The following is a 4,002-nucleotide window of genomic DNA, read 5'->3' as shown; positions in this document are numbered from 1 at the left end:
CCCCCCCCCACCGCTCTGTCCCGTGCTTCGGCTCTGGCCCCTGCTTCGGCTCTGGCCCTTGCTTCGGCTCTGGCCCTTGCTTCGGCTCTGGCCCTTGCTTCGGCTCTGGCCCTTGCTTCGGCTCTGGCCCTTCTCCCGCTAGCGGGAGAAGGTGCCCCGGAGGGGCGGATGAGGGCGAGCTCTTGCTCTACGGTTCACCGCAAAAAAATCAGCGTCGCTCAATCACGAATTTGCCAAACCCAACACCGATACTCCAGCCATGCCCCGTACCGGCCAACGCAAGCGAAATGTCACCCTTGGTCATCGCCTGCGCATCATTGGCACGCGACGCGCTGGCATGTGCCTCGGCGGCTGCGTAGGTTCCCAACAAATCATTGAGCGAATACGCACCACTGAACCTCCCGCGACCATCGGTGATGGTGGTGCGGCCCACGGTCAGACCACCACCCTTGGCGCTGATCTTGACCGGGATGCTGGCGCCGTTGTCGCAGGTAATCGTGCCGGTGCCGCTGGAGGTCTTGTAGAACATCGACCAACCGGTCAGGTTGTAATGCAGCTCGCAGTCGATATTGCCCGCAGCCTGCGCCGCGGGGGCAATGCCCAACGCCAGCACTGCAGCCATCGCCATCGTCTTCTTCATCGCGCATCCTCTGCTTGATTGAACCGGCATCGAGCCTGACAGTCCCTCTGCGCCTTGCAAAGAGCCTGCAGACCCGCCGCCCGGCCGGCGTTCAGCGAAGCACCACCGGCCCGCCCAAGGTAAACGCATCGGCATCCAGCATCGCCGGGAAGCGCTCGCGATGCGCTGCCAGCGCCTGCGCCGAGATGGTGGTGGTGACCACCTGCTCGCGTTCGCGGATCTCCAGCTGCGGCTGGCCGAGGAAATCGATCACCGCGCTGTCGCCGGAATAATGCAGGCCATTGCCATCCACGCCAATACGGTTCACCACCGCCACGTAGCAGAGGTTCTCAATCGCGCGGGCACGCGCCAGGATCTGCCACGCATAGGCACGCGCCGACGGCCAGTTGGCGACGAAGATCTGCAGGTCGAAATCCATCTGCCCTGCCCGCTCCACATCAAACCGGTTGCGGCAGAACACCGGGAAACGCAGGTCGTAGCAGATCTGCGGATTGATCCGCCAACCCTTCCACTCCACGCACAAGCGCTCGTTGCCGGCCGCGTAGCGCTTGTGCTCGCCGCCATAACGGAACAGGTGACGCTTATCGTAGTAGTGCAAATCGCCGTCGGGCGTGGCCCACAGCAGGCGGTTATAGACGCCGCCGTCGACCCGCAGCTGCACGCTGCCAGTCACTACCGCACCCAGCGCACGGGCCTGTTCGGCGATCCATGCAACGGTCGGGCCGTCCATGTCTTCAGCCTGGTCAATCGCGTCGTTGGAAAAACCGCTGGTGAAGGTTTCCGGCAGGATCACCAGATCGGTGTTGCCCGCCAGCGGCGCCAGCAGCGCACCGTAATAGTCGCGGTTACCCGCCGGGTCGTGCCAGCGGGTGTCACCCTGCACCAGGGAAATACGCAGGTCCTGCATTGTCGTCATCGTCCTGAAAGCCATGAAGAAAGAACAGCGCTGGTCGCCACGGCCGCGCCCAGTACCGGCACCCACCACTGCAGCCGCGCGATCCAACGATTAACCGGCTGGCGCCGCTCGACTTCATCAAGCAACGCCAGATACGCACGGGTATAGCGACCAAAACTGCCACGAAACGCCAAACGCCCCTCATCCACCGACACTCCACGTACGTGCAAGCCGGGTTGAACCACGGAAAGGAACAGATAGCCTTTCACCGCAACCGCAAGCAGGAATGCGCCGAACGCCAACAGGAAAACGAGCAAACCGGTGTCCATGGTGGCTATGAGGTCAGAGCGCGCGCAGGCGCTCGATGGCCGCATCCAGCGTCGCATCGTTCTTGGCGAAGCACAGCCGCACCAGACGCTGGCCAGCCGGCGGGGTTTCGTAGAACGGCGACAACGGGATCGCGGTAACGCCCTTCTCGATGGTCAGCCAGCGCACGAACTCATGGTCCGGCAGGTCGCTGATCGCCGAATAGTCCACCAACTGGAAGTAACCGCCCGGCACCGGCAGCGGCTTCAGCCGCGTACCCAGCAACTGCTCGCGGAAACGATCGCGCTTGGCCTGGTAGAACGCGCCCAGCTCCAGGTGATGCTCAGGCTCATCGCGGATCATCGCGGCAAAACCGTACTGCGCCGGGCTGTAGGTGGTGAAGGTGTTGTACTGGTGGACCTTGCGGAACTCGGCGGTCATTGCCGGCGGCGCGATGGCGTAGCCGATCTTCCAGCCAGTGCAGTGATAGGTCTTGCCGAAGCTCGAGATCACGAACGCACGCTCGCGCAGCTCGGGGTAGCGCAGTGCCGACTCGTGACGTGCACCGTCATAGATGATGTGCTCATACACTTCATCGGAGATCAGGTAGATGTCGGTGCCGCGCAGCACATCGGCCAGCGCCTGCATGTCGTCGGCAGTCAACATCGCGCCAGACGGGTTGTGCGGCGTATTCACCATCAACATGCGCGTCTTCGGGGTGATGGCCGCGCGCACACGATCCCAATCCACCGCGAAGGTCTGCGGGTCCAGCGGCACGTGCACAGCGCGCGCGCCGGCCAGGTCGATCGCCGGCTCATAGCAGTCATAGGCAGGGTCCAGCACGATGACTTCCTCACCGGCACGCACCACGGCATGGATGGCATTGAAGATCGCCTCGGTGCCGCCGGAGGTGACGGTGATCTCGCTGTCCGGATCAACCTGTGCGCCATAGCAATCCAGCGCCTTCTGCGCGATCGCCTGGCGCAACGGCGCCACGCCGGTCATCGGCGCGTACTGGTTCAGGCCCTCGCGCATGGCCTTCGCGGTTTCGTCGATCAAGCGCTGCGGGGCGGAAAAGTCCGGAAAGCCCTGGCCAAGATTGACCGCGCCATGTTCGGCGGCCAACTGCGACATCACGGTGAAAATGGTGGTGCCCACCTTGGGCAACTTGGTCTGCGGATGCATGGGTATGTACACGCCGGGGGGAGAAAACCCCGAGTGTACGCAAAGCTGGCACGCCAGGCTTCCCAAACCATGCCCTCAGGCCCCGGGACAGCACCTTGGCAGCGCTATACTGCGCGGCCCGATGCGCCGCCCTGCCTGCGCCACCTATCCAAGGACGGAAGCGCCCGATCCGATGATTGACACCGCGAACACCCTGCCGCTGCTCGATGCCCGCGGCCTGCGCTTCACCCGCAATGACGATCCGATATTCGGGCCGCTGGACCTGCACGTGGATGCGGGCGAAGCGCTGTTGGTGCAGGGAAGCAATGGCGCCGGCAAGACCACCTTGCTGCGCGTGCTGGCCGGACTGCTGCGCCCGGACGAAGGCAGGATCGAGATCGACGGCCGTCCCGCCAACAGTACCGACCGCTCCCGCTATATCGCTTACCTGAGCCACCTCACTGCGCTCAAGCAGGACCTTGGTTGCCTGGAGAACCTGCACTTCCTGTGCGGACTGCAAGGCCGCCGCGCGCGGCAGATGCCGGGCAATGCCCTGGCAATCGTCGGCCTTGCCGGCTACGAGGACACCTTGGTCCGGCAACTGTCGGCCGGCCAGAAAAAACGTCTGTCACTGGCCCGTATCTGGTTGTCACCGGCACCAATCTGGCTGCTGGACGAGCCCTACGCCAACCTCGACCTGGATGGCATCAACCTGGTCAACCGGATGATCTCCGCGCATCTGCGCGGCGGCGGCGGTGCACTGGTGACCACCCACGGCGCCTACGCGGCACCACCGGTCCGCAATCGCACGCTTACCTTGGGCAGCGCAGCAGCACCGGAGGACTCAGCATGAGCCTGCCCGGTCCACAACCAACGCTGTTCTCTGCCGCGCGTGCCCTGCTGGCCCGCGACCTGAAGCTACTGTGGCGGGGGCGCGGCGCCCCGGCGCCCCCCCACCGCGTGTGCATTGTTGTGGTTGCGCGGGTTGCGCGGGCCC

5 protein-coding genes and 1 pseudogene are annotated in these 4,002 nt (G+C 64.4%); 2 read left to right on the top strand and 4 right to left on the bottom strand.

Going from position 1 to position 4,002, the window contains the following annotated elements; translation table 11 throughout:
• Nucleotides 1-208 precede the first annotated feature (208 nt).
• From QMX78_RS20470 to QMX78_RS20455, 4 genes are all read right to left on the bottom strand, one after another.
• Complete coding sequence (locus tag QMX78_RS20470; protein WP_282273098.1) at nucleotides 209-640, bottom strand: hypothetical protein; 432 nt, start codon at nucleotides 638-640, stop codon at nucleotides 209-211.
• A 91-nt stretch (nucleotides 641-731) separates the two neighbouring features.
• Complete coding sequence (locus QMX78_RS20465) at nucleotides 732-1,547, bottom strand: amidohydrolase (RefSeq protein ID WP_282273100.1); 816 nt, start codon at nucleotides 1,545-1,547, stop codon at nucleotides 732-734.
• A gap of 5 nt (nucleotides 1,548-1,552) precedes the next feature.
• Nucleotides 1,553-1,864 (bottom strand): hypothetical protein, encoded by a 312-nt coding sequence (locus tag QMX78_RS20460; protein WP_282273096.1) that lies wholly within the window; start codon nucleotides 1,862-1,864, stop codon nucleotides 1,553-1,555.
• 13 nt (nucleotides 1,865-1,877) lie between these two features.
• Entirely contained in the window at nucleotides 1,878-3,026 is a 1,149-nt protein-coding gene (locus QMX78_RS20455) for a pyridoxal phosphate-dependent aminotransferase (RefSeq protein ID WP_282273094.1), read from the bottom strand.
• A gap of 172 nt (nucleotides 3,027-3,198) precedes the next feature.
• Between QMX78_RS20455 and ccmA the strand changes: the two genes are divergently transcribed.
• Nucleotides 3,199-3,858, top strand: coding sequence for a heme ABC exporter ATP-binding protein CcmA (gene ccmA / locus QMX78_RS20450; protein WP_282273092.1), 660 nt, complete (start codon nucleotides 3,199-3,201; stop codon nucleotides 3,856-3,858).
• Nucleotides 3,855-3,941: pseudogene (locus tag QMX78_RS20445) on the top strand (heme exporter protein CcmB); the annotation flags it as partial. The gene ccmA and the pseudogene QMX78_RS20445, both read left to right, overlap by 4 nt.
• Nucleotides 3,942-4,002 lie beyond the last annotated feature (61 nt).

This window comes from Stenotrophomonas sp. PS02298, assembly GCF_029959445.1.
Classification (GTDB): domain Bacteria; phylum Pseudomonadota; class Gammaproteobacteria; order Xanthomonadales; family Xanthomonadaceae; genus Stenotrophomonas.
The sequence above is the reverse complement of the archived record's forward strand: the minus strand, read 5'-3'. Positions and strand labels throughout refer to the sequence as shown.

What these genes read in the sequence shown, in the direction of transcription:
- QMX78_RS20470 (WP_282273098.1), bottom strand. Translation starts at nt 640, where the DNA reads ATGAAGAAGACGATGGCGATGGCTGCAGTGCTGGCGTTGGGCATTGCC.
- QMX78_RS20465 (WP_282273100.1), bottom strand. Translation starts at nt 1,547, where the DNA reads ATGCAGGACCTGCGTATTTCCCTGGTGCAGGGTGACACCCGCTGGCAC.
- QMX78_RS20460 (WP_282273096.1), bottom strand. Translation starts at nt 1,864, where the DNA reads ATGGACACCGGTTTGCTCGTTTTCCTGTTGGCGTTCGGCGCATTCCTG.
- QMX78_RS20455 (WP_282273094.1), bottom strand. Translation starts at nt 3,026, where the DNA reads ATGCATCCGCAGACCAAGTTGCCCAAGGTGGGCACCACCATTTTCACC.
- ccmA (WP_282273092.1), top strand. Translation starts at nt 3,199, where the DNA reads ATGATTGACACCGCGAACACCCTGCCGCTGCTCGATGCCCGCGGCCTG.